Source organism: Pseudomonas sp. ADAK2 (genome assembly GCF_012935755.1).
Classification (GTDB): Bacteria; Pseudomonadota; Gammaproteobacteria; order Pseudomonadales; family Pseudomonadaceae; genus Aquipseudomonas.
Map to the genome: position 1 here is coordinate 3,408,406 of NZ_CP052862.1, position 21,970 is coordinate 3,430,375.

Consider the following 21,970-nt stretch of genomic DNA (forward strand, 5'->3'; position numbering starts at 1 on the left):
TCCCACGCTCTGCGTGGGAATGCCGCCCCGGACGCTCCGCGTCCATCGCAATGTGACGCAGAGCGTCACGGGATGCGTTCCCACGCGGGAGCGTGGGAACGATCACTTGGGAGCTTTTGAATGAAGCGTCTACTGGGCGCCTGCGCCCTGCTCTCCCTGCTGGCCGGTTGCGCCAGCAACGACATCATCGACCCACACGGTTACGACAAGACCGGCACCGCGTCCTATTACGGGGCCAAACACCAAGGCAAACGCACCGCCAGTGGCGAGCGTTTCGACAAGAATTCCCTGACCGCCGCCCATCGCCAGTTGCCCTTTGGCACGCGAGTGAAGGTCACCAACCTGAATAACGACAAATCCTGTGTGGTGCGCATCAATGATCGCGGCCCGCACACCCGTGGGCGCATGATCGACGTGTCCCATGCTGCGGCCGTGCGCCTGGGCATGATCGGCAGCGGCACCGCGAAGGTTCGCGTGCAAGCCCTCGACGATTGACGGAGCCCCGACCATTTACGGATTAGAAGACATCCCCCTGCTGAGCGTGATCGAACTGCTCGGCGGCCTGGTTCTGTTGATCGCCGGTGCCGAGCTGATGGTGCGCGCCGCCGTGCGCCTGGCCGCGCGCCTGCATGTACGGCCGCTGATCATCGGCCTGACCATCGTCGCCCTCGGCAGCAGCGCCCCGCAAATGGCGGTCAGCCTGCAAGCCATGCTCGCGCAAAACCCTGACATCGCCGTCGGCAGCGTGATCGGCAGCAGCATCTTCAACATCCTCGTCACCCTCGGCCTCTCGGCGCTGATCATTCCGTTGCGGGTTTCGCGCCAGCTGGTACGGCTGGATATTCCGCTGATGATCGGCGCCAGCCTGCTGGTCTGTGTATTGGCCTGGAATGAGGAACTGACCCGCACCGACGGCGTCATCCTGCTGGCCGCGCTGGTGGTTTACCTCGGTTTGCTGCTGCGCCAGTCGCGGCACTCGGCCCGGCCGCCGTCCAGTCAAGAAACAACACCGGCACCATGGTTCACCAGTCTGCTGATGATCGTCGCCGGGCTGGCGATGCTGGTGTATGCCGGCCATTTGCTGCTGGGCGCCGCCGTGTCAGTGGCCACCGACCTCGGGCTGTCGGAGCGCGTCATTGGCCTGACCATCGTCGCCATCAGCACCTCGCTGCCGGAACTGGCCACCTCGCTGATCGCTGCCTTGCGCGGTCAGCGGGAGATCGCCGTGGGCAACGTGATCGGCAGCAACCTGTTCAACCTGTTGGGCGTCCTGGGCTTTACCGCCCTGGTGGCGCCGTCACCGCTGTCGGTCTCGCCGAACGCCCTGGATTTCGACCTGCCGGTGATGCTCGGCGTCGCCGTGCTGTGCCTGCCGGTGTTCTATTCCGGTTATCGGGTGACCCGGGCCGAAGGCCTGCTGTTTCTCGGCTTGTACCTGGCGTATGGGTTGCACGTGGTGTCGTTCACCACCGGCATGCCTCTGGCCGGCAAGCTGGAACACCTGATGCTGATTTTCGTCCTGCCGGCGCTGGTGGCGTTCTTGCTGTTCACATCACTGCGCGCCTGGCGCCGCCAACACCACAAGAGGGATGTGCCATGACCGATAACAAGAAGCCCGGCGTTGAAGTGCGTCGCCAAGTGATGGGCGATGCGTTCGTCGACCGCGCACTGGGCAATGCCACCGAGTTCAGCCAGCCGTTGCAGGATTTCGTCAACGAACACGCCTGGGGCAGCGTCTGGAACCGCGAAGGCCTGCCGCTGAAAACCCGCAGCCTGATCACCCTCGCCGCACTGACCGCGTTGAAGTGCCCGCAAGAGTTGAAAGGTCATGTGCGTGGCGCGCTGAACAATGGCTGCACCGTGGAAGAGATTCGCGAGGCGTTGCTGCATTGCGCGGTGTATGCCGGTGTGCCGGCGGCGATTGATGCGTTTCGCGCGGCGCAGGAAGTAATCGACAGTTACCAGAAGCCGGAGTAAGCAGGTCCATCGCCTTCGCGGGCAAGCCTCGCTCCTACGGGTTCGGTGATCCCCCTGTAGGAGCGAGGCTTGCCCGCGAAGAGGCCCTCAAAATCACCGCAAATTTTGAAGATTAAATCCACCCACCCCACTGCAACACAAAAATCCCGATATTGGTGGTCACCGCCGCCATCAACGTGGTGATCACAATAATCGCCGCCGCCAATTCATGGTTGCCGTTGGCCTGACGCGCCATGACAAAACTCGCCGCCGCCGTCGGGCTGCCGAAGTACAGAAACAGAATCCCCAGTTCCGCCCCGCGAAAACCCCACAACCACGCGCCCACGGTCGCCAGCACCGGCAAGCCGATCATCTTCACCAGGCTTGAACTCAGCGCCATATTGCCGCTCTTGCGCAACGCCGCCAGGGACAAGGTGCCGCCAATGCAGATCAACGCCAATGGCAAGGTGGTTTGCGCCAGGTACTGGCCGGACGTCTCCAGCCACCCCGGCAATCCGATTTTGAAATAGGCAAACGGTGCCGCCGCAAACACGCTGATGATCAGCGGGTTGCTGAACACGCTTTTGCAGATGCTCCACGGATCGGACTTGATCACCGGGCTGTACACCGCCAGCACGATGGTCGAGAGGGTGTTGTAGAACAGGATCACCAACGCCGCGAGAATCGCCCCGAGGGAAATCCCGTAGTCGCCGTACATGCTCGCCGCCAGCGCCAGGCCGATCACCCCGTTGTTGCCGCGAAACGCGCCCTGGGTGTAGATGCCGCGGTCTTCCCGCGGACACTTCCAGATCGACCAGCCCCAGGCGATGGCGAAACTCGCCAGGGTCGCGACCGAGAAGTAGATCAGCAGCGCCGGTTGCAGCGCGGCGTGCAGGTCGGCATGCAGGATGCCGAGGAACAGCAACGCCGGCATGGTGACGTTGAACACCAGGGCCGAGGCGGTGTGGATGAAGTTGTCGTTGATCCAGTCGATGCGCTTGAGCAGCACACCCAGGAAAAGCATGGCAAACACCGGCGCGGTGATGTTCAGGGTTTCGAGGAAGATTGCCAGCATGCCGGAGGGGACCTTGGGGTGGGCGTCATTAGGGGCGAATGATATGCCACTTTCACCCGGATCGTTCCCACGCTCTGCGTGGGAATGCCTCTTGTGACGCTCTGCGTCGCGCTTTGGGACGCGGAGCGTCCCGGGCTGCATTCCCACGCGGAGCGTGGGAACGATCGTTACGGTCTTAAGTGATCGGCGCCGGGTTGAACAAGGTGATGTCGTTATGCAGCTTATGCTGCTCGGCCCACGTCTGCTTCTTGCCGCTGGCCACGTCCAGGTAGTAGTGGAACAACTCCCAGCCGAGGTCTTCAATCGAAGCGCGCCCGGTGGCAATCCGCCCGGCATCGATGTCGATCAGGTCCGGCCAGCGCTGCGCCAGTTCCGTGCGGGTCGAGACCTTGACCACTGGCGCCATCGCCAAGCCATACGGCGTGCCGCGCCCGGTGGTGAACACGTGCAGGTTCATCCCCGCCGCCAGTTGCAACGTCCCGCAGACAAAATCACTGGCCGGGGTCGCGCAGAAGATCAGGCCTTTGCGCTTGAAGCGCTCGCCAGGGCCGAGCACGCCATTGATCGCGCTGCTGCCGGATTTGACTATCGAGCCCAACGACTTCTCGACAATGTTCGACAACCCGCCCTTCTTGTTCCCCGGCGTGGTGTTGGCGCTGCGATCCGCTTCGCCCTTGGCCAGGTAACGGTCGTACCAGTCCATTTCCCGTACCAGTTCCTCGGCGACCTCCTTGGTTTCGGCCCGGGAAGTCAGCAGGTAAATCGCATCGCGCACTTCGGTGACTTCGGAAAACATCACCGTCGCGCCCGCGCGCAACAACAGGTCCGAGGCATAGCCCAGCGCCGGGTTGGCGGTGATCCCGGAGAACGCATCGCTGCCGCCGCACTGCATGCCGAGGATCAGCTCGGATGCCGGCACCGTTTCGCGACGGCGTTGATCAAGCTTCTTCAAACGGGTTTCGGCCAACGCCATGATCTGCTCGATCATCTCGGTAAAACCGTGACTCGAATCCTGCAAGCGATACAGCCATGGCTCACTCAGATCCACCGAGCTGTCGTTGTCATGCATCACCTGCCCGGCCTGCAATTTCTCGCAACCCAGGCTGATCACCAACGCTTCGCCACCCAGGTTCGGATTGCGCGCGAGGTTGCGCACGGTGCGGATCGGGATGTACGCATCGGTGGCGGTAATCGCCACGCCGCAGCCGTAGCTGTGGGTCAGCGCGACCACGTCATCGACGTTCGGATAGAGCGGCAGCAACTCGTCCTTGATGCGCTTGACCGCATGGTCGAGCACGCCGGTGACGCATTGCACGGTGGTGGTGATGCCAAGAATATTGCGCGTGCCAACGGTGCCATCGGCATTGCGATAACCCTCGAACGTAAAGCCTTCCAGCGGTGCCTGGGTCGCCGGCACATCGGTGGACAGCGGCAGGCTGTCCAGCGGTGGCGCGGTGGGCATGCGCAGTTGATCTTCCTTGACCCAACTGCCGCGTGGGATCGGCTGCAAGGCGTAGCCGATGGTCTGGCCGTAGCGAATTACCTGACCGCCCTCGGGAATGTCCTCGAGGGTGACCTTATGGCTCTGCGGCACAAAGTCCACCGTCACCAGGCCATCCGGAAACTCGGTGCCGGCCGGCACGCCCTGGTCGTTGACCACGATCACCACATTGTCCCGCTCGTGCAGGCGGATGTAGCGCGGCGAGTCGGAATGTTCAATCAACTGCATGACGCCGCTCCTCAGGAATGCGCTTCAGATAATTTGGTCAGCTCAGGACCGGTGCTTGGCGGCTCTTTGAGCACCACGCGTTTGATCGGGCCAACGATCACCAGGTAGCTGAATACGGCGACCAACGCGTTGCAACCCACAAATACCAGCGCCCATTTGAACGAACCGGTGGCGCTGATGATGTAACCGATGACGATCGGGGTGGTGATCGACGCGATGTTGCCGAACATGTTGAACAGGCCGCCACTCAAACCGGCGATCTGTTTCGGCGAGGTGTCGGACACCACCGCCCAACCCAGCGCACCCACGCCTTTACCGAAGAACGCCAGGGCCATGAAGCCGACGACCATCCATTCGATGTCCACGTAATTGCACGCCACGATGCTGCTGGACACCAGCAAACCGGCAATGATCGGCGCCTTGCGGGCGAAGGTCAGGGAATGGCCCTTGCGCAGCAGGTAATCGGAAATCACCCCGCCGAGCACCCCGCCGATAAAGCCGCAGATCGCCGGCAGTGAGGCAATGAAACCGGCCTTCAGAATGGTCATGCCGCGTTCTTGCACCAGGTACACCGGGAACCAGGTGAGGAAGAAGTAGGTGATGCCATTGATGCAGTATTGGCCCAGGTACACGCCGAGCATCATGCGGTTGGTCAGCAACTGGCGGATGTAGTCCCACTTCGGCCCGTCGACCTTTTTACCTTTGCCCTTGTCCTGGTCCATGTCGACCATGCCGCCGTTGTCGGCGATGTGCTTGAACTCGGCCTCATTGATCATCGGATGCTGGCGCGGGCTGTGGATAACTTTCAGCCAGATCAGCGAGAACACGATGCCGATGGCACCCATCACGATGAACACGTGCTGCCAGCCGAAGGTGTAGACGATCCAGCCCATCAGCGGTGCGAACAACACGGTGGCGAAGTATTGCGCCGAGTTGAAAATCGCCGAAGCGGTGCCGCGTTCAGCGGTCGGGAACCAGGCAGCGACAATGCGTGCGTTGCCGGGGAAGGATGGCGCTTCGGCCAGGCCCACCAGGAAGCGCAGCATGAACAGCGCCACAATCGCCGTGGACATGCCGAACTCACCGACATAACCCTGCAGCACGGTGAAAAGCGACCAGGTGAAGATGCTCAGTGCGTAGATTTTTTTCGAGCCGAAACGGTCGAGCAACCAGCCACCGGGAATTTGCCCGGCCACGTAGGCCCAACCGAATGCAGAGAAGATATAGCCGAGGGTGACCGCGTCGATGCCGAGGTCTTTTTGCAGGCTGGAGCCGGCGATGGCGATAGTGGCCCGGTCGGCGTAGTTGATCGTGGTCACCAGAAACAGCATGAGCAAAATCAAATAGCGGACGTGGGTCGGCTTGGTCGCTTGCATGTAGATGTACTCCCACTGATTATTTTTATGCGCGGGTGAAACTGTTTATCCCTGTAGCAGCTGTCGAGTGAAACGAGGCTGCGATCTTTACTTTAAAGATCAAAAGCTCGCAGCCTCGTTTCACTCGACAGCTGCTAAAGGGGTTGCGGTATCGGTGCCGATACCGCGGTGTTTCCTGTCAGGAGCCGATGTAGCTGGTCTTCACCACGGTGTAGAACTCTTGCGCGTAGCGACCTTGCTCGCGGGAGCCATAGGATGAACCTTTACGCCCACCGAACGGAACGTGGTAATCCACGCCGGCGGTCGGCAGGTTGACCATCACCATCCCGGCCTGGGAGTGGCGCTTGAAGTGGTTGGCGTACTTCAACGAGGTGGTGGCGATGCCCGCCGACAGACCGAACTCGGTGTCGTTGGCCATGGCCAGTGCTGCCTCGTAATCCGCGACGCGAACCACGTTGGCCACCGGGCCGAAGATCTCTTCGCGGCTGATGCGCATCGCTGCTTCACTGTCGGCAAACAGGGTTGGCGCGAGGTAGTAGCCTTCGGTATCGCAGGTCACCAAGCCACCGCCGCTGACCAGACGTGCACCTTCGGACTGGCCGATGTCGATGTACTTCAAGTCCTGTTCAAGCTGCGCCTGGGACACCACGGGACCAATGTCGGTGCCGGTTTTCAACGCGTGGCCGACCTTGATCGACTTCATGCGCTCAGCCACGGCTTCAACGAATTTATCGTGAATCCCGGCAGTGACGATGAAGCGGCTCGACGCGGTGCAACGCTGGCCGGTGGAGTAGAACGCGCTCTGTACCGACAGCTCGACCGCTTGCTTGAGGTCGGCATCGTCGAGAATGATCTGCGGGTTCTTGCCGCCCATTTCCAGCTGCACTTTGGCTTGGCGCGAGACGCAGCTGACGGCGATCTGACGACCGACACCGACGGAGCCGGTGAAGCTGATGCCGTCGACTTTAGGGCTCTGCACCAACGCATCGCCCACCACGCGACCGCTGCCCATCACCAGGTTGAACACACCGGCCGGGAAGCCTGCGCGGGAGATGATTTCTGCCAGGGCCCAGGCGCAACCCGGCACCAGGTCCGCCGGTTTCAGCACCACGCAGTTGCCGTAGGCCAGGGCCGGGGCGATTTTCCACGCAGGGATGGCGATCGGGAAGTTCCACGGAGTGATCAAGCCGACCACGCCCAGCGCTTCGCGAGTGACTTCAACGTTGACGCCCGGACGCACCGACGGCAGGTAGTCGCCGGACAGACGCAGGGTTTCACCGGCGAAGAACTTGAAGATGTTGCCGGCGCGGGTCACTTCGCCGATGGCTTCGGGCAGGGTCTTGCCCTCTTCCCGGGCCAGCAGGGTGCCGAGTTCTTCGCGACGGGCGAGGATTTCAGTGCCGACTTTATCCAGCGAATCATGGCGAGCCTGGATGCCCGAGGTTGACCAGGCCGGGAACGCTGCGCGAGCGGCGTCGATGGCGGCGTGGACTTGGGCCAGGTCAGCCTTGGCGTATTCACCGATGGTATCGGTCAGTTCGGAAGGGTTGATGTTGGCGCAGTATTCACTGCCGGCAACCCATTCACCGTTGATGTAGTTATCAAAGCGTTTTGAATCAGCCACAGAATTTCTCCTCACGCAAAAGGCCGCTGATCACTCAGCGGCCTTGTTTAATCGGGTGTGTTACTGCGCACCTTGCTTGTCGATCAGCGCGGCGAGCATTTCGTACTCTTCGCCGGTCAGGTCGGTCAGCGGTGCACGCACAGGACCTGCGTCGTAGCCGACAATTTTTGCCCCGGCCTTGACGATGCTCACCGCGTAACCGGATTTGCGGTTACGGATGTCCAGGTAGGGCAGGAAGAAGTCGTCGATGATTTTGCCGACGGTGGCGTGATCTTCGCGAGCGATGGCGTGGTAGAAATCCATCGCGGTTTTCGGGATGAAGTTGAACACCGCCGACGAGTAAACCGGTACGCCCAGTGCCTTATAGGCAGCGGCGTAGACTTCGGCGGTCGGCAAGCCACCCAGGTAGCTGAAGCGATCACCGAGGCGGCGACGGATCGACACCATCAACTCGATATCGCCCAGGCCATCCTTGTAGCCGATCAGGTTCGGGCAGCGCTCGGCCAGGCGTTCCAGCAGCGGCGCGGTCAGGCGGCAGACGTTGCGGTTGTAGACCACCACGCCGATTTTCACCGATTTGCACACGGCTTCAACGTGGGCGGCAACGCCGTCCTGGCTGGCTTCGGTCAGGTAGTGCGGCAGCAGCAACAGGCCTTTGGCGCCCAGACGCTCGGCTTCCTGTGCGTATTCGATGGCTTGACGAGTCGAACCGCCAACGCCGGCCAGGATCGGCACGCTGGTTTCGCAGGTGTCGACGGCGGTCTTGATGATTTCCGAATATTCGCTGGCCGCCAGAGAGAAGAACTCACCGGTGCCGCCCGCGGCGAACAGTGCCGAGGCGCCGTATGGGGCCAGCCATTCGAGACGTTTGATGTAACCAGCGCGATGGAAATCGCCCTGGGCATTGAAGTCGGTGACCGGGAAGGACAGCAGACCGGAAGAGAGGATGGACTTCAGTTCTTGTGGATTCATTATTCGAACACCCTGGGTAGCAACGTTGTGTGTGAGAAAACCGTTCAGCCTTGGCCGAAGTTGTAAGTCATCGTACAACTTAAAATACAACCGTCAACTGCATTTCATCGCCGACCGCAAAATTCGAGTCAGACGAGGTGATTTCTTGACGTAGGAAGATTCTCGACTAAGATCGTTTTGACTGTATATGCATACAGTTAAATCTGAATCTACCTACGACATATCAAGGAGCTAGAAATGTCAGGTCTACACGCACAACCGAAGGAACAACCGAAGCCGCTCATTGCGCGCTTCGATGATCTTTTTACCGAGCACGGCATCGCCGTTGCCGGGGATAACGAACACCTGGTGCTGCACATCGCCGAGCAGCACAGCCATCAACCGACACCTGTCACCGCAAAAGCCTTGAAAGGCAAGCCGGTGCTGAAGTTCGAGGGCGGCGAACACACCGCCATCGGCGACAACACCCTGCTGCGCTTCGTCGAAAACGCCGAACCGATCCTCGCCCGGAACGTGCAATTGCACCTGACTAACGGGCTCGCGCCAACCTACGGCCAGGTGCTGGCATTGGGCGGTGATTTCTACGGCATTCCGGATCGGCCAGTGAGCGACGGCGCCACACCGGTGGATCGCCTGAACCGCTTTATCGCCGCGTTCGACACATTGGCGGTGTTGTCCGCGTCCAAAGTTGAGGCGGTGAAAATCCTCGCCGTGATGCAGAAAGAGATCGATGCCGTTAAACAGGCGATCAAGGATGGCAAACAACCCCACGAAGCCTATGACGCCTTGGGTGATACGTTGTCGGAAGAGTGGAACAAGATCACCGGTGGCGGCAGTTTCGTCTCGGCGCTGTTCCCGCTGGGCCGTTACTTGAAACTGGCGGCGAACAACGCCGACCACTTTGGCGAGTGGGCGCAGCAGGCTTACATCGCCGGTCACACTGCCGCGCTTCAGCACGCCGCGGCAGCCCACACCAGCCGTGATGAAAAACAGCTGGAAGTTGCCTATGCGATGAATGCCTTTGCCGATCATTACCTCACCGACCTGTTCTCCGCTGGCCACCTGCGTGTGCCGCGTAAAGCCATGGCGGCAGCGGTGACGCCGAGTGATCTGGGATCGTTGATCACCCGTTTCATGCACGACGAAGACAGCAAGTTCGGCCTTAATGTGCGTAACGGCAACGGCGAGCAATGGCGCGCCTATGGCGACAAGCGCTACTTCGACGCCATCGACAGCGCCAATCGCCTGCACGTTAATCAAGCGGTCCAGGTGTCGGCGGATGAAGTGTTTGCGGCTTACCTCAGCGGAACGGTTCCGCCATTCAACAGCTTCGCGGCGTTGAGACAGTTGCCGGATCTTCAAGCGGTGCTGAACCTGGCGAACAATTTCGCGCCACTGTTCCGGCTCGAGGGCGGCAAGGTGCTGCGACGCAAGGACGTGAACAACCTCAACGATACCGCCACCGTCGATGACTGGTGGGGCTGGAGCACGTACCTGCTGCTCAAGGACTACCACCCGACTGGCAATGTGGCCTGATAAGGAGATCTGAAGATGACGATTAGACTGAAACTGGAACTGGCTTCTGGCCAATCACTGAAGGGCGCGCCGCTGGAGTTGTTGTCCAAGGGTGTGCCGATTGCGCGGGCGGTGGTGGATGCTCAAGGGCTGGTGTTTTTTGATGCAAAGCCTGGGACGGCTGAATTGGCGGTGCGGGTGGATCGGTCGATATTGAAGGCCTGACCCGATCACTCGATCGTTCCCACGCTCTGCGTGGGAACGATCTAAGCAGTTACCCGCGTTGCGCCTCAGCCTCTTCATGGGCATGGCGCAGCCGTTCGCGGCTGTTGGTCAAATGCAGCCGCATGGCCGCCCGCGCTGCATCGGAATCCTGGCGCGCGATGGCGTCGTAAATCTCTTCGTGCTCCCGGCTCAGGCGATTCATGTAGTGCTGTTGATCGTCATGGGCCAGGCGCGCGGAGTTCAGCCGTGTGCGCGGAATAATGCTGGTGCCCAGATGAGTCATGATGTCGGTGAAGTAGCGATTGCCGGTAGCCAGGGCGATTTGCAGGTGGAACTGGAAGTCCGAGGCCACGGCATCGCTGGCGTGGGAAGCGCTCTCGTTCAATGCATCCAGTGCCGCCCGCATCAGGCCAAGCTGTTCGGCACTGCGGCGTTGTGCGGCGAGGCCGGCGGACTCCACTTCCAGGCTGATACGCAGTTCCAGAATGGCCAGCACATCACGCAGGGTGACCACGGTAGCCGGGTCGATGCGGAAACCGCTCGGGCTCGGCGTGTCGAGGACGAAGGTGCCGATGCCGTGGCGGGTTTCTACTTGCCCGGCGGCCTGCAGACGGGAAATCGCTTCACGCACCACGGTGCGGCTGACGCCATGGGCGTCCATGATCGCCGACTCGGTGGGCAACTTGTCGCCACGCTTGAGCTGACCGTCGCGGATCTGCTCGGACAGCACGGTCACCAGTTCCTGAGCGAGACTGCGGCGCTTGCGAGGGAGGCGAGGTGCGTCGATCGGGTTTTCCATGGTGAACGTCTGTCTCGAGAATTCGGCTGAAAGCGCATCATAGCGCAAGCGGGTTGTACGATCACCGTTGACGAACACGGCCCCTGTAGGAGCGAGGCTTGCCCGCGAAGAACGATGACGCGGTCTCTCATTGGAAACCGTGTGATGGCCTTCGCGGGCAAGCCTCGCTCCTACAAAGATTGTGATGATCAGGCGGTTACGGCTTGATCCACCAGATGCCCGTTGTCGATACGAATGTGCCGTGGATGGAAACGCTTCAGGCTGCTGCGATGGCCAACGCTGACGATGCTCAGCCCCGGTATCTCATCGATCAACGCCTGATACAGCGACGCCTCGTCCTCTTCATCCATCGCCGAAGTAGCTTCGTCCATGTACAGCCATTGCGGTGCGTAAAGCAGCGCACGGGCAAAAGCGAGACGTTGCTGCTCACCTGGCGACAACATGCGCTGCCAGTGGTTGGCTTCATCCAGACGCGCCACCAAATGCGGCAAGCGGCAGGTTTCCAGGACCTCGGCATAACGCTCAGGCGTATACGTGTCGCCAGGCTGTGGATAACTCAACGCTTCACGCAAGGTGCCAATCGGCAGGTACGGTTTCTGTGGCAAGAACAGGTAACGCGCCGCCGGCAAGCGAATACTGCCGTGCCCCGCCGGCCATAAATGCCCCATCGCCCGCAGCAACGTGGATTTACCGCTGCCGGAACGCCCGCTGAGCATGACGCGCTCGCCCTCTTCCACGGTCATGTCGGCGTTGGTCAGCAAGTGACGACCGTCGGCGAGGTCGAGGCCCAGATTATGAATCTTCAGCTCCGAACCCTGGTTCTGCACGTCAATGGCCGGCGCACGCTCTTCGTTATCGCGCATGGCCTGATGGAAACTCAGCAGACGATCGCAGGTGGCACGCCAAGCCGCGAGGTTCTGGTACGCACTGATAAACCAGCTGAAACTTTCCTGCACATTGCCGAACGCCGAACTGATTTGCATCAACTCGCCGAGTTCGATCTTGCCCGCGAAATACCGTGGCGCGGCGACCATGAACGGAAAGATGATGGCGGCCTGGCTGTAACCGGCGGTAAAGAAAGTCAGGCGCTTGGACACTTTCATGATGTCCCAGAAATTGTGCCAGACCAGGCCGAAACGGCTGCTCAAGCGCCGATTTTCATTCGGCTCGCCGTTGTACAAGGCGATGCTTTCGGCGTTTTCGCGAACCCGGACCATGGAGAAACGCAGGTCGGCCTCGAAGCGTTGTTGTTGGTTGTTGAGGCCGATCAGGCGACGACCGATCAAATGGGTCAGCCAGCTACCAATCACGGCGTAGACCAGCACACACCAGAACATATAGCCGGGAATGGTGAAACCGAGCACTTCAATACTGCCCGACACGCCCCACAGGATGATCGAGAACGACACCAGGCTGACAATGTTGCGCAGCAAACCAATGCCCAGTTCCAGGGTATTGGAGGTGAAGTTGTTGAGGTCTTCGGAAATCCGCTGGTCCGGGTTGTCGGTGTAGCCGCCCTGCTCCAGCTGGTAGTAATTCTTGTTGCCGAGCCAACGGGCGAAGTGCTTTTCGGTAAGCCAGGCCCGCCAGCGAATGGTCAGCATCTGCGTCAGGTACAGCCGGTATACCGCTCCGACAATCGCCACCGCGGCAATCCCGCAGAAATACAGGATCAGCCGCCAGAACGCCGCTTCATCCTTCTTTTGCAGGGCGTTGTAAAAATCCTTGTACCAGGTGTTGAACCACACCGAGATCCCCACGCTGAGCAGCGACAACGCAATCACCGCGATCAATAGCGTCCAGGCCTTGACCTTCTCTTCGCTGGACCAATACGGCGTGATCATCGCCCAGACTTTGCGGAAAAACTGCCCGCGCACAGCATCATTGACCGCGGAATATTCAGCGTTCTGATTCATGGATAAGGCTCGATAGAGAAAAGAACACACACGAACCGATCATAGATGATCGGTTCGGTTCCCCGCGAGGAGCGGCCTGCATTCATTCAGCACAGGTTCAGCGACGAACGGGACGCTTCTGCAGTTTGCGCTGCAGGGTGCGGCGGTGCATGCCCAGGGCGCGGGCCGTGGCGGAGATGTTACCTTCGTGCTCGGTCAACACCCGCTGGATGTGTTCCCACTGCAGGCGGTCCACGGACATCGGGTTTTCCGGCACCAGAGTGTCGAGGTCGGCGTGCTCGGACAACAGCGCGGCCAGCACGTCATCGGCGTCCGCCGGTTTGCACAGGTAATTGCAGGCGCCGCGCTTGATCGCCTCGACGGCGGTGGCGATGCTCGAGTAACCGGTGAGGATCACCACGCGCATTTCCGGGTCGAGTTCGAGCAGTTTCGGCAGCAATACCAAGCCGGAATCGCCGTCCATTTTCAGGTCGAGCGCGGCGTAGTCCGGCAGGTCGGCCTGGGCGATGGTCAGGCCTTCTTCGGCGGAACCGGCGGTGCTGACGCGAAAACCACGACGGGCCATGGCACGGGCCATCACGCGGGTGAAGGTGGCGTCATCGTCCACCAGCAGCAAATGCGGCAGTTCTTCGCCTTCTACTTGGATCTCGTCACTCATGTTCGTCTCCTCGGGCGACACGGGGCAGGCGCAGCTCGGTAAGCGTGCCACCTTCCTCATGACTGTAGAGTTTCACTGAGCCGCCCGCGCGTGTCACGCTGGCCTTGCTCAAAAACAGGCCCAGGCCGAAACCTTTGCCCTTCGTTGTAAAAAACGGTTTGCCGATCTGCTCGGCGATGGCCAGCGGCACACCGGCGCCGTGATCGCGAATGCTGATGGTCAGGTCTTCGGCGTTCCAGTCCAGCGTCACTTGCAGCCCTTCGGGGCAGGCATCGGCGGCGTTGTTCAGCAAATTCAGCAGCGCCTGGGTCAGGTCCGGCGGCGGTGCCATGCGCGGCACCGTGCCCTGGCCGAGACGCTGGAAGCGGTAACTGGCTTCCGGGCGCATCAGGTGCCAGCGGTTCAGAGCTTCGTCGAGCCAGTCGGTGACGTCCTGCATCTCCACCGCCAAACGGCGATTGGCTTCGGCGGCGCGCACCAGTTGCTGCAAGGTCTCTTTGCAGAGTTTGACCTGATCCTGCAGCACCTTCAGATCATCCTGCAACATCGGGTCGGGATGATCCTGCTGCATCTCTTTGAGCAGCACGCTCATGGTCGCCAGCGGCGTGCCCAGCTCATGGGCGGCACCGGCGGCTTGCGTCGCAACGGCGAGCAATTGCTGATCGCGCAGGCCCTCTTCGCGGCGGATGGCGCGCAATTCATCCTGACGACGCAACTCTTCGGCCATGCGTGCAGCGAAAAACGTGATGACTGCCGCGGCGAGCGCGAAGCTCAGCCACATCCCGTACACCTGCAGGTTTTCCCGGGCGATCGGGAAGGTTTGCAGCGGGTAGAACCGCGCCAGCAGCAAGGTGTACATGGCCAGGGCGATGCCGGACAGAATCAGCGAAAAGCGCCACGGCAAGGTCACGGCGGCGATGGTCAGCGGTACCAGGTAATAAGAGACGAACGGGTTGGTCGAACCGCCGGAGAAATACAGCAAGGCACTGTGAATAAACAGGTCGCAGGCCAGTTGCACGGCGTACTCGAGTTCGGTAACCGGCCACGAGGTGCGCAGGCGAATGGCGGTGAAGGCGCACAGCAGCATCGAACAGGCGAGGGTCATCGCCAGTTGAAACCAGGGCAATGGCAACAGATCGAACCAGTAGGCCAGCCCCACGGAACCGGCCTGGGCGGCGAGTACCAAAGTGCGGATGAACGTCAGCCGCCAGAGATTCTGGCGAGTCGCGGAAGTGATTTGAACGGGGGCGAGCATGAGCTCTCCTGATGAGCGCTCCAGGCGGATCGCATGGAGTATAACCAAGCACGGGGGCTGGCAGGCAAAAGTGCGGCAAACGGCCACATGGCAATGGCCGACGCAAACCGTTGTAGCAGCTGCCGAGGCACGAGGCTGCGCTCGCTCGTAGCAGCTGCCGAGGCACGAGGCTGCGTTCACTTGTAGCAGCTGCCGAGCCTGCGAGGCTGCGTTCGGCTGCGAAGCAGTCGTGTAATCAGGCGGAGCGGTGTTTCAGGAAGACTGCGTGCTCTGGTTTTACGACTGCTTCGCAGCCGAACGCAGCCTCGTACCTCGGCAGCTGCTACACAGGATCGCGTTTATCTGTATAGAAGTTGTAACTGTGCGAACCGGATCATTAAAGCTAGAGTCTGATGGTTTCACGCAGGCTCGGACCTCACACCTGCGCATCGCCCAAGGAGCTTTTCATGCACACATTGCGCCGCAGCGCCGCCCTCCTCGCCCTCAGCGTGGGCACCGTCGCCAGCCTTCCGGCCCTGGCCGCCGACGAGCTGCATTACAACCAGATTTCCCTGCGCGCCGAAGTCAGCCAGGAAGTGGCCCGCGACCTGATGATCGTGACCCTCTATACCGAAGAGCAAAACGCCGACCCGGCCAAACTCGCCGCCGATGTCAGCACTACCATGAACAAGGCGCTGGGGCAGGCCAAGCAGGTCAAAGACATCACCCTGCGCCAGGGCAGCCGCAACAGCTACCCGATCTACGACACCAAGGGCCAGAAAATCACCGGCTGGCGTGAACGCGCTGAGCTGCGCCTGGAAAGCTCGGACTTCGCCGTCCTGTCGAAACTGACCGGCGAACTGCTCACCGACCTGAAAATGGGCGGCATGGACTTCGCCATCGCCACGCCAACCCGCAAAGCCAGCGAAGACGCGCTGCTCAAAGACGCCGTCACCGCGTTCAAGGCTCGCGCACAACTGGCCACCGATGCGCTGGGCGGCAAGGGTTACAAAATCGTCAACCTGAACCTGAACAGCAACGGTTATCCACAACCGTACATGCGTGGGCCGATGATGATGAAAGCGGCGGCGGGCATGGACTCGGCGCCGGTAACGCCGGATGTCGAGGCAGGTACCAGCCAGGTCAGCATGACGGCGGATGGCTCGATTGAAGTGTTGATGACGCCTTGATTCAGTAGCCCGTACACACCAGAGCGCCTGATCGTTCCCACGCTCCGCGTGGGAATGCAGCAAGGGACGCTCTGCGTCCCAAGAGCGGACGCGGAGCGTCCGGGGAGGCATTCCCACGCAGAGCGTGGGAACGATCAATCGCCGTAACCGACCCGCTACTCACCCATCTATGCCCGGATAGAGGGGTCACCCTCAAAAAACGATATTTCCGCCCGACCCGTCAACACAGCTACTCTCAGGGGTATACCGCTACCCAAATCCCCCGGGGACTCCATGGAAAGAACCACCGTCAAACCGCTTCTGTTCGCCCTCGCCTTAGCCACCACCGCGCCATTCGCCCAAGCCGCCACCACCCTGGTCTACTGCTCCGAAGCCAGCCCCGCCGGTTTCGACCCCAGCCAGTACACCAGCGGCACCGACTTCGACGCCTCGGCCGAAACAGTCTTCAACCGTCTCACCCAATTCAAGCGCGGCGGCACCGAAGTTGAGCCTGGGCTGGCGTCGAGCTGGGATGTGAGCAAGGACGGACTCGCCTACACCTTCCACCTGCGCGAGGGCGTGAAGTTCCACACCACCGACTACTTCACCCCGACCCGGGATTTCAGCGCCGACGACGTGCTGTTCACTTTCCAGCGCTTGCTCGACCCGGAGAATCCGTTCCGCAAGGCCTACCCCGCCGAGTCGCCGTACTTCACCGACATGGACCTGAACAAGACGATCAAGAGCGTCGACAAGATCGACGAGCACACCGTGCGCTTCAGCCTGAACAACATCGACGCCGCGTTCATCCAGAACCTGGCCATGAGCTTTGCCTCGGTGCAGTCTGCGGAATACGGCGCGCAGCTATTAAAGGAAGGCAAGGCGGCGGATATCAACCAGAAGCCGATCGGCACTGGCCCGTTCGTGTTCAAGCGTTATCAGAAGGACTCGCAGATCCGCTACGCCGGTAACACGGCGTACTGGAAACCCGAGGATGTGAAAATCGACAACCTGGTGTTCTCGATCACCCCGGACGCCGCGGTGCGTTTGCAGAAGCTCAAGGCCGGTGAATGCCAGGTCAGCGGCTACCCGCGCCCGGCCGACATCGAAGTCATGGAAAAAGACCCGAACCTGACGGTGCTCAAGCAGGCCGGTTTCAACCTCGGTTTCCTCGCCTACAACGTGACCCATCCGCCGCTGGACCAGCTCAAGGTCCGTCAGGCGCTGGACATGGCCATCGACAAGCCCGCGATCATCAAAGCCGTCTACCAGAGCGCCGGGCAACTCGCGCAAAACGCCCTGCCGCCAGCGCAATGGTCGTTTGATCCGAACATCAAGGACGCACCCCACGATCCGACCAAGGCCAAGGCGCTACTAAAGGAAGCAGGGGTTGCACCCGGTACGACCATTAATTTATGGGCCATGACCGTGCAGCGTGCCTCCAACCCGAACGCGCGGATGTCGGCGCAGATGATCCAGCAGGATTGGGAAAAGGTCGGGATCAAGGCCAACATCGTCAGCTACGAGTGGGGCGAGTACATCAAGCGCGCCAAGAACGGTGAACACGACGCAATGATCTACGGCTGGACCGGCGACAACGGCGACCCGGATAACTGGCTCGGCGTGCTTTACAGCTGCGCTGCGGTGAAAGGTAGCAACTACGCCAAGTGGTGCGACCCGGCCTACGACAAACTGGTCCAGCAAGCCAAGGTTTCAACCGACCGTGACGAACGGGTCAAACTCTACCAACAGGCGCAAAAAATCCTGAAGCAACAAGTGCCTATCACACCGATCGCCAATTCGACGGTGTTCCAGCCTTTGCGCAAGGAAGTGACCGACTTCAAGATCAGCCCTTTTGGCCTCACACCCTTCTATGGCGTGGGTATAAATAAGTAACACCGCGCCCCAGGCGGGTGCGCCATACGTGCCCGACGCCCCTTCGTGGGGCGCCGTTTGCACCGTAAAAAACGTGCGCAAACGGTCAAATGCGTCAATATTTATACATATGCGACATTAAGGTACGTTCGTGCCACTGTTTAAGACTTGTGGCCGTTCTGGATCTTGCAATGGGTATGGCCCCTGCATAAGTATCCGCAGGCACGACTCACGAGGTCGTCCTCTAATTCCAAAAATGACAACAAATCATGAGGCCACCATGCTTAAACACGCGGTCATTCCGTTTTTAGTCGGCGCCAGCTTATTAGCTGCCGCACCTTTCGCCCAAGCGGCGACTAACCTGGTGTTTTGCTCCGAAGGGAGCCCGGCCGGTTTTGATCCTGGTCAGTACACCACCGGAACCGACTTCGACGCCTCTGCAGAAACCATGTTCAACCGTTTGACCCAGTTCGAACGGGGCGGCACCGCTGTCATTCCTGGTCTGGCGACCAGCTGGGACATTACCCCGGACGGCCTGACGTACACCTTCCACCTGCGTGAAGGCGTCAAGTTCCACACCACCCCGTACTTCAAGCCTACTCGTGAGTTCAACGCCGACGACGTGCTGTTCACCTTTAATCGCATGATTAACAAGGATGATCCGTTCCGCAAAGCGTACCCGACCGAATTCCCGTACTTCACCGACATGGGGATGGACACCAACATCACCAAGATCGATAAAGTCGACGACCACACCGTCAAGTTCACCTTGAAAGAAGTCGATGCCGCGTTCATCCAGAACATGGCCATGAGTTTCGCTTCGGTCCAGTCCGCCGAGTACGCTGCCCAGCTGCTCAAGGAAGGCAAGGCCGCCGACATCAACCAGAAGCCGGTCGGCACTGGTCCTTTCGTGTTCAAGAGCTACCAGAAAGACTCCAACATCCGCTACACCGGGAACAAGGACTACTGGAAGCCTGACGACGTCAAGATCGACAACCTGATCTTCGCCATTACCACCGACCCGTCGGTGCGCATGCAGAAGTTGAAGAAGAACGAGTGCCAGATCACTCTGTTCCCTCGTCCAGCCGACCTGAAAGCGCTGAAAGAAGACAAAACCCTGAAGATGCCTGACCAGGCCGGTTTCAACCTGGGCTACATCGCCTACAACGTGATGGACAAGGTCAAGGGCAGCAACGAGCCGAACCCGCTGGCAGACCTGCGCGTTCGTCAGGCGCTGGACATGGCCGTCAACAAGCCACAGATCATTGATTCGGTTTACCAGGGCGCGGGCCAACTGGCCGTCAACGCCATGCCGCCAACCCAGTGGTCCTACGACACCACCATCAAAGACGCCAAGTACGACCCTGAGAAAGCCAAGGCGCTGCTCAAGGAAGCTGGCGTCAAGGAAGGCACCGAGATCGTCCTGTGGGCGATGCCGGTACAGCGTCCGTACAACCCGAACGCCAAGCTGATGGCTGAAATGCTGCAGTCCGACTGGAAGAAAATCGGCCTGAACGTGAAGATCACCAGCTACGAATGGGGCGAGTACATCAAGCGTTCCAAAGGCGGCGAGAACCAGGCCATGATCATTGGCTGGAGCGGCGACAATGGTGATCCGGACAACTGGCTCAACGTTCTGTTCGGCTGCGACTCGCTGAGCGGCAACAACTTCTCCAAGTGGTGCGACAAGAAGTTCGATGGCCTCGTCAAAGAAGCCAAGCGCACGACCGACCAGGGCAAGCGCACCGAACTGTACAAACAGGCGCAACACGTCCTCAAAGATGCAGTTCCAATGACACCTATCGCACACTCGACGGTGTATCAACCCATGCGCACCACCGTGCAGGACTTCAAGATCAGCCCATTCGGCTTGAACTCCTTCTACGGCGTCAGCGTCAGCAAATAAGATTTGGCAACGGCGACGTGTTTAACGTCGCCGTTGCTTTATCTGCCGGGAATGTAGGAATTAACTGACAGCCAAATCCGCTGCTTATGACAGCAGGGGTTTAGGACATGTCGGCTTTTCCTACGCGTTTTTCAGGCCTTTCCGCATTTACTGCCAGACCCACGGCCCATACCGTCGGGATCTGACCAGTTCATGCGTGGGCCCTCGGTTTGCTGCAGATGGTTTGAGATCAATGAAGCCTCCACGTCCCTGGACGGGACGGCGGCTCATTGTTAAACACTAAAAAGAGGGAGCGTCATGCGCCATACCTTGGTTTTATCCGCATTGCTGGGCACCGGCCTGTTGGCCGGCACTTCCATCAGCCAGGCCGCCAACAACAGCCTGGTATTCTGCTCTGAGGGCAGCCCCGCCGGTTTCGACACGGCGCAGTACACCACTGCGACCGATAACGACGCCGCCGAGCCGCTGTACAACCGACTGGCAGAGTTTGAAAAAGGCGCGACCAACGTCGTACCGGGTCTCGCCACCCAGTGGGATATTTCTGAAGACGGCCTCGTGTACACCTTCCACCTGCGCGAAGGGGTGAAGTTCCACACCACGCCTTACTTCACGCCGACCCGTGATTTCAATGCCGATGACGTGCTGTTCACGTTCAATCGCATGCTCGATCCACAACAACCTTTCCGTAAGGCTTACCCGACCGAGTTTCCGTATTTCAACGGGATGAGCCTGAACAAGAACATCGCCAAGGTCGAAAAGACCGGGCCGCTGACCGTGGTCATGACGCTCAACAGCGTGGACGCCGCGTTCATCCAGAACCTCGCCATGAGCTTCGCCGCCATCCTCTCGGCCGAATACGCCGGCAAACTGTTGGCCGACGGCAAGCCGAGCGACATCAACCAGAAACCGATCGGCACCGGGCCGTTCGTGTTCAAGAGCTACCAGAAAGATTCCAACATCCGCTACAGCGGCAACAAGCAGTACTGGGACCCGAGCCGGGTCAAGCTCGACAACCTGATTTTCGCCATCAACACCGACGCCTCGGTGCGGGTGCAGAAGCTCAAGGCCAACGAATGCCAGATCACCCTGCACCCGCGCCCTGCCGACGTGACTGCGCTGAAGAACGACCCGAAACTCAAGCTGATCGAGAAGCCCGGTTTCAACCTTGGCTACATCGCCTATAACGTGCGGCACAAACCGTTCGACCAGCTCGAAGTGCGCCAGGCGCTGGACATGGCGGTGAACAAGCAAAGCATTCTCAACGCCGTGTACCAGGGCGCCGGGCAGTTGGCAGTTAACGCCATGCCGCCGACCCAATGGTCCTACGATGACACCATCAAAGACGCCGCCTACAACCCGGAAAAAGCCAAGGAATTGCTCAAGGCTGCCGGCGTCAAGGAAGGCACCGAAATCACCCTCTGGGCCATGCCGGTCCAGCGCCCGTACAACCCCAACGCCAAGTTGATGGCCGAGATGCTCCAGGCGGACTGGGCGAAGATCGGCCTCAAGGTCAACATCGTCAGCTACGAATGGGGCGAGTACATCAAGCGCACCAAGAATGGCGAACACGACGTCAGCCTGATCGGCTGGACCGGTGACAACGGCGACCCGGACAACTGGCTCGGCACGCTGTACAGCTGCGACGCCATTGGCGGCAACAACTACTCCATGTGGTGTGACCCGGCTTACGACAAGCTGGTCAAGCAGGCCAAAGTCGTCACCGACCGTGACCAGCGCACCGTGCTTTACAAACAGGCGCAGCAATTGCTCAAGCAGCAAGTGCCGATCACGCCTATCGCTCACTCGACGGTCAACCAGCCGTTAAGCGCCAAAATCGAAGGGTTCAAGGTCAGCCCCTTTGGTCGCAACGTGTTCTCGGGTGTCAGCATAGAAAAATAACCGGATAGCCAGAAACGCTGAGGACGGATTCCGTCCTCACGC

Annotated in this window: 18 protein-coding genes; 9 read left to right on the plus strand and 9 right to left on the minus strand. The window is 60.1% G+C overall.

The genetic code is table 11. From position 1 onward, the window contains the following. The first annotated feature begins 120 nt into the window (after positions 1–120). From HKK52_RS15935 to HKK52_RS15945, 3 genes are read left to right on the plus strand one after another with little or no spacing between them, the layout of a single operon-like run. Positions 121–495: a septal ring lytic transglycosylase RlpA family protein gene (locus tag HKK52_RS15935; RefSeq protein WP_169371613.1), complete on the plus strand. Its 375-nt coding sequence runs from the start codon at positions 121–123 to the stop codon at positions 493–495. 46 nt (positions 496–541) lie between these two features. Next, positions 542–1,600, plus strand: coding sequence for a calcium/sodium antiporter (locus HKK52_RS15940; protein ID WP_169371614.1), 1,059 nt, complete (start codon positions 542–544; stop codon positions 1,598–1,600). Next, complete coding sequence (locus tag HKK52_RS15945) at positions 1,597–1,977, plus strand: carboxymuconolactone decarboxylase family protein (protein WP_090175522.1); 381 nt, start codon at positions 1,597–1,599, stop codon at positions 1,975–1,977. The genes HKK52_RS15940 and HKK52_RS15945 overlap by 4 nt, the downstream gene beginning before the upstream one ends. 112 nt (positions 1,978–2,089) lie before the next feature. Here the strand turns inward: HKK52_RS15945 and HKK52_RS15950 are convergent, their stop codons facing one another. The 5 genes from HKK52_RS15950 to kdgD all read right to left on the minus strand — a co-directional run bounded on the left by HKK52_RS15950 (position 2,090) and on the right by kdgD (position 8,732). Further along, positions 2,090–3,031, minus strand: a complete 942-nt coding sequence (locus HKK52_RS15950) for an AEC family transporter (RefSeq protein WP_169371615.1) — start codon at positions 3,029–3,031, stop codon at positions 2,090–2,092. A gap of 175 nt (positions 3,032–3,206) precedes the next feature. After that, complete coding sequence (gene garD / locus HKK52_RS15955; protein ID WP_169371616.1) at positions 3,207–4,760, minus strand: galactarate dehydratase; 1,554 nt, start codon at positions 4,758–4,760, stop codon at positions 3,207–3,209. Between the two features lie 11 nt (positions 4,761–4,771). Continuing rightward, positions 4,772–6,136 carry an MFS transporter gene (locus tag HKK52_RS15960; RefSeq protein ID WP_169371617.1) on the minus strand — a complete coding sequence of 455 codons (1,365 nt, stop codon included), beginning with the start codon at positions 6,134–6,136 and terminating at the stop codon, positions 4,772–4,774. Between the two features lie 178 nt (positions 6,137–6,314). After that, a complete protein-coding gene (locus HKK52_RS15965; protein ID WP_123405243.1) occupies positions 6,315–7,760 on the minus strand; it encodes an aldehyde dehydrogenase family protein in 1,446 nt (481 codons plus the stop codon). Between the two features lie 60 nt (positions 7,761–7,820). Continuing rightward, positions 7,821–8,732: a 5-dehydro-4-deoxyglucarate dehydratase gene (kdgD, locus tag HKK52_RS15970; RefSeq protein WP_169371618.1), complete on the minus strand. Its 912-nt coding sequence runs from the start codon at positions 8,730–8,732 to the stop codon at positions 7,821–7,823. Positions 8,733–8,969: 237 nt separating this feature from the next. On the opposite strand from kdgD, the gene HKK52_RS15975 reads away from it, so the two are divergent. Together HKK52_RS15975 and HKK52_RS15980 are read left to right on the plus strand one after the other, a co-directional pair. Further along, positions 8,970–10,268, plus strand: a complete 1,299-nt coding sequence (locus HKK52_RS15975; protein WP_169371619.1) for a phospholipase — start codon at positions 8,970–8,972, stop codon at positions 10,266–10,268. A gap of 15 nt (positions 10,269–10,283) precedes the next feature. Then, positions 10,284–10,472, plus strand: a complete 189-nt coding sequence (locus HKK52_RS15980; RefSeq protein WP_169371620.1) for a hypothetical protein — start codon at positions 10,284–10,286, stop codon at positions 10,470–10,472. 49 nt (positions 10,473–10,521) lie between these two features. Here HKK52_RS15980 and HKK52_RS15985 read toward each other — a convergent pair whose 3' ends face one another. From HKK52_RS15985 to HKK52_RS16000, 4 genes are all read right to left on the minus strand, one after another. Then, on the minus strand, positions 10,522–11,271 hold the full coding sequence (locus tag HKK52_RS15985) for a FadR/GntR family transcriptional regulator (protein WP_054616145.1): 750 nt from the start codon (positions 11,269–11,271) through the stop codon (positions 10,522–10,524). Between the two features lie 188 nt (positions 11,272–11,459). Further along, entirely contained in the window at positions 11,460–13,187 is a 1,728-nt protein-coding gene (locus tag HKK52_RS15990; RefSeq protein ID WP_169371621.1) for an ABC transporter ATP-binding protein/permease, read from the minus strand. 97 nt (positions 13,188–13,284) lie between these two features. Further along, complete coding sequence (locus tag HKK52_RS15995) at positions 13,285–13,845, minus strand: response regulator transcription factor (RefSeq protein ID WP_007942792.1); 561 nt, start codon at positions 13,843–13,845, stop codon at positions 13,285–13,287. Beyond that, positions 13,838–15,100: an ATP-binding protein gene (locus tag HKK52_RS16000; RefSeq protein WP_169371622.1), complete on the minus strand. Its 1,263-nt coding sequence runs from the start codon at positions 15,098–15,100 to the stop codon at positions 13,838–13,840. Before HKK52_RS16000 ends, HKK52_RS15995 begins: the two co-directional genes overlap by 8 nt. Before the next feature lie 446 nt (positions 15,101–15,546). On the opposite strand from HKK52_RS16000, the gene HKK52_RS16005 reads away from it, so the two are divergent. The 4 genes from HKK52_RS16005 to HKK52_RS16020 all read left to right on the plus strand — a co-directional run bounded on the left by HKK52_RS16005 (position 15,547) and on the right by HKK52_RS16020 (position 21,928). Beyond that, positions 15,547–16,269, plus strand: coding sequence for an SIMPL domain-containing protein (locus HKK52_RS16005; RefSeq protein ID WP_169371623.1), 723 nt, complete (start codon positions 15,547–15,549; stop codon positions 16,267–16,269). 273 nt (positions 16,270–16,542) lie between these two features. After that, positions 16,543–18,144 (plus strand): ABC transporter substrate-binding protein, encoded by a 1,602-nt coding sequence (locus HKK52_RS16010; RefSeq protein WP_169371624.1) that lies wholly within the window; start codon positions 16,543–16,545, stop codon positions 18,142–18,144. Positions 18,145–18,403: 259 nt separating this feature from the next. Beyond that, entirely contained in the window at positions 18,404–20,029 is a 1,626-nt protein-coding gene (locus HKK52_RS16015; protein WP_169371625.1) for an ABC transporter substrate-binding protein, read from the plus strand. Between the two features lie 297 nt (positions 20,030–20,326). Next, on the plus strand, positions 20,327–21,928 hold the full coding sequence (locus tag HKK52_RS16020) for an ABC transporter substrate-binding protein (RefSeq protein ID WP_169371626.1): 1,602 nt from the start codon (positions 20,327–20,329) through the stop codon (positions 21,926–21,928). Positions 21,929–21,970: the final 42 nt, after the last annotated feature.